This window comes from Nostoc sp. JL31 (assembly GCF_017114965.1).
Taxonomy (GTDB): Bacteria; Cyanobacteriota; Cyanobacteriia; order Cyanobacteriales; family Nostocaceae; genus Nostoc; species Nostoc punctiforme_A.
This window is the reverse complement of record NZ_JABXKO010000001.1, coordinates 1-3,713: the sequence shown is the minus strand read 5'-3', so window position 1 is coordinate 3,713 and position 3,713 is coordinate 1. Positions and strand designations below refer to the sequence as shown.

Annotated in this window: 2 protein-coding genes; both read right to left on the bottom strand. The window is 36.8% G+C overall.

Features of this window, described 5'->3' with window-relative positions; all coding sequences use genetic code 11:
* Positions 1-182 precede the first annotated feature (182 nt).
* The gene (locus HWQ43_RS00010) at positions 183-1,757 is read right to left on the bottom strand and encodes an AAA-like domain-containing protein (protein ID WP_292728558.1); all 1,575 of its coding nucleotides are present in this window, start codon (positions 1,755-1,757) and stop codon (positions 183-185) included.
* A 137-nt stretch (positions 1,758-1,894) separates the two neighbouring features.
* Positions 1,895-3,301 carry an AAA-like domain-containing protein gene (locus HWQ43_RS00005; protein WP_292728555.1) on the bottom strand — a complete coding sequence of 469 codons (1,407 nt, stop codon included), beginning with the start codon at positions 3,299-3,301 and terminating at the stop codon, positions 1,895-1,897.
* Between the last annotated feature and the right edge of the window lie 412 nt (positions 3,302-3,713).

Here is a 3,713-nt window from a genome sequence, read left to right as displayed (position 1 = left end):
TCCGGATCTAAGTGAGAGGTGCGGGAGATAATACTCCCCATCGACTCAACCTAATAAACATCGTCATCAGTAAGTCAGCATTACGACGAACAAATTTTCCGAGAGCTACTTTTAAATTTGCTAGTGATAACTAACCTATACATTGGCTGCACTTGAGTTATTGAGAGTTTTTTGAACAATTGTTATTTTGAGGTTTCCCTAGCAGTTCTTGACTTTGGACAGTGAGAAAATTGAAGAGGTGTAGTAATATCGGTGCATTTCAACTGTGATTCTAAAGCATCAATTTTTCGTAAAAGCGATACGCCCCACAGGATAGAAATCACCAACTTGATTGTCATCCCCACGAGCAAAAGTGTCACTATTGTGGCGTTTCTCTTTTGTTGAGCCAACCTTTTTTGTTGTTCTGCAAGTCGTGCTTCAACTTCTTGAGCACGTTCAGCTTCTAATGCCTGTTGTACTTCTCGCCGATCTAATTCTTCACTAGCAGCTAAAAATCGATAATCTAAGTTGCTCAAGCTTTTACCATTTGCCCACATTTGAGCATCAATCAAGGCTTGTCCACGCAATAGGCGAGATTTATCTTTTTCTTCTGAGGCTACCCATGCATTAAAGCTTTCGTAGTAAGGGCGCAAGTAAGCTAACTTTTTTCCAACCCATTCTAAATTAAAAACTTCTTGATAAATTCGGTTTTTTACTTGGAGACAACCTTGTTTTTTGATTACCAAACCAGACAGCAACAGTTCTACCTGTTCTCGACTATCATCGGCTGGTACTTTCAATCCTTGGAGGATTTGTTGATAAATTCCTAACAATCTCGCAGCAAATTTTTCGTTTCTGAGGATGCGATCGCGAATAGTTCGTAAATGCTCCGGTTCATCTTGTGATTCCCATTTCTCGATGATGTATGATCGCACCACATTTTCTATCCAAAATTCTTCTGTGCCAGGGGGAATTTTCAGCTTTCTACCCATATCATCTTGAGATAAACTCACAAGTAACCGACACAGCTTTTGAGTAAGAAATGGTTGCCCATCTGTCCAAGCTAATACTTCTTTCAAAACTTTCTGAGGATGATTGTCTTTAATATCTAGTCCTAAAGAAAGTGGTTGAGCTTCTTCAAAGGTGAAACCATTTACTTGGATGGTTTTACCAAGATTAAACGGGGTAGTATTATTTTGATATATAATTAAATCGGAAGGTGTAGCAACCCCAAAAATTGCAAATGTAATCCGATAATACTCTGGATTAATTGCTCGTTGATTGTAACAAAACCGAATCAATTTAAAAAAGTCATCAACGGAAAAATCGAGACTGAGTATACTATCAACTTCATCAATAAAAATAAATAGTTTTTCGTCAGGAAACTGAGTTAACAAAATTTCCGAAATAAATCGACTGGTTTTCTGAACTAAAGAAAGATCATTTTGTTCTTGCCACCAGGTTTTTAAATTAACTTTTCCTAACAGTTTAAAACTCAACCATAAATCGCCGACAACTCCTTTATACCATTGTTCTGGAGTGATATTTTCACAACCAATATTAGTCATATCAACGGTGGCACATCTAAAGCCCTCTTTTTGCAAGCGGTGCTTTGTTTTGACCATAAGTGAGGATTTACCCATTTGTCTACAGGTTAAAATGTGGCAAAATTCACCCTGTTTTAAAGCTTCGTAAAGTTCTACATCCGCTCTTCGCTGAACATAGCTAGGAGCATCATTTGTAAGAGTACCACCAACTTGGTATCGATAATTTTTCATTTAATTGATTTTAATTTTAAATTTCTTCTATATCTCAATCAAAAATTTGTATAGGTAAATTTGATAAAATTCTCATCATCTCAATGAGATATTAAGTTCATAGTAAAAACTATATTACTTACTATTAACTTTTAAAACTAGCGTGGAAATTTAACAGAAGCATTAGCACTCTTTTGCTTTCCAAACTGTTGACTAAAATAAATACGATATAACTCACACATGGCACTAGCTTGATTGCCGTTTAATTGAACCAAACCCATACTTTCTAGTTTATAAGCAGCGATCGCGTTTAACTCCACTTTTTCATCTGTTGCAATTACCTGTTCCATCGCTAACATTAATTCTGGTTCTTCTTGCAGTAGTGTCAACAGTTCTCGTAAATGCTGACTGTAAATTCCTACTGGTGTAGATGCGGTTTCTAATAACACCTCCAGCGTCATTTCTCCCTGACATAGATGATAAAATGCAAGGCTCACCAGATAGGGATGTCCTCCTACCATTGCTTGTAGGGGTGCAAGGCGTTTTGCCCCTTCTGAGTTTCCTGCCCAATCTAGTCCGTAACGTAATGCTAAACTCTGTACTTGCTTGAGGGTAAATGGTGGCAGTGTAATTGTTATCCCTACATTGAAAGGCGATTGGTTGAGCTTAAGCGGAATATAAATTTCTGTGGTGTGAACAACTACCATCCGCAGTTTTTGCCAAGTCTGATCTTGCTTTGCTTGTTCATGCCAAAATCGCAGCATTGGCAGAAAATCTTGGGCAATATTGGGATGTTCAAAAATTCGATGGACTTCATTCAAAGCCAAAACTAAAGGATTATCATTAATGTATTGCAACAGATAAGCTTCAAAATAGATTTTGCAGCTGACCTTGCTGCCCATTTCCATATCCCAAAAATCATCTATAGAAGGAAGGAGATTTAACTGTCTACTGACATTTACACAAAACCAACGCAAAAATTTATCTAGGGAAGCAAAAACGTCTTGGTCAGCTTCTTGAAAGTCCAAATAGACAATTTGATAATCTTGCTCTCTAGCATAAGCAATCATCCGATTGAGCAGAGAACTTTTTCCCATCTTTCTAGGTGCTTTGAGCCTGATTAAACAACCAGGGTGTAAAACCTCATTACAAACAAGTTCTTCCAAAGAAGGGCGATTGATGTAAAGAGGAGAACCTAATGCTACAGGGCCGCTAGGAAATTCTATCTTGCTTGCTGAAAAAAAGTCTGAAGGAACCATTTCTAAGCTAGATTCTTCACCGAACTTTTCTGGGATCTGATTTTCTTGATTACCTATCTCGTCTTGCAAGTGTTTATTCAAGGCTAAATGCAGATTTTTTTTCGTTATTCTTTTTCCAAGTGCTATAGAAAGGTCTTGCCACAACTCAGAACCAACTTCCTTGATGTAATTGTTGCCGTAGCCTGATACCTCTGCCATTTCACTATAAGTTTTACCCAACCACGATTGATAAAGCACAAACCACTGAATTGAATCGAGAGGCTTGTCTTGGAGAATTTTTTTTACAGATTGTAGAAGCTTATCCACAGTGTATAAATTGTTAAACAGCTAGGCAGTTTACTTATAGCGGTTCTCGGTTGAGTGAGGTATAAGAACCCCACCACAACCAACTCCCCGCAAACGAGAAAGTAACGGTGATGTACCTTATATGATTAGGAAATGCTATATAATTTTTGTTTTGGCCCAGTAATAATAATATACATCTGAAAAAATACTTGAAACCACAAAAAATCAAGATTGCATTGATACAATTTTAAACTCTATTAGGAAATCACAAATATTATTGTAATGATATTTTTTTGATTATTTTTTTGTATAATTATATACTTTTTTATGGATGATTAGTCTCAGTTCTTTTGGAGTAGGAGGTTAGTTCAGCCTAACCTCGACTTTATCGAAAATTAATAACTCGGTTTTATTGATACGGCAAAAACCCTGG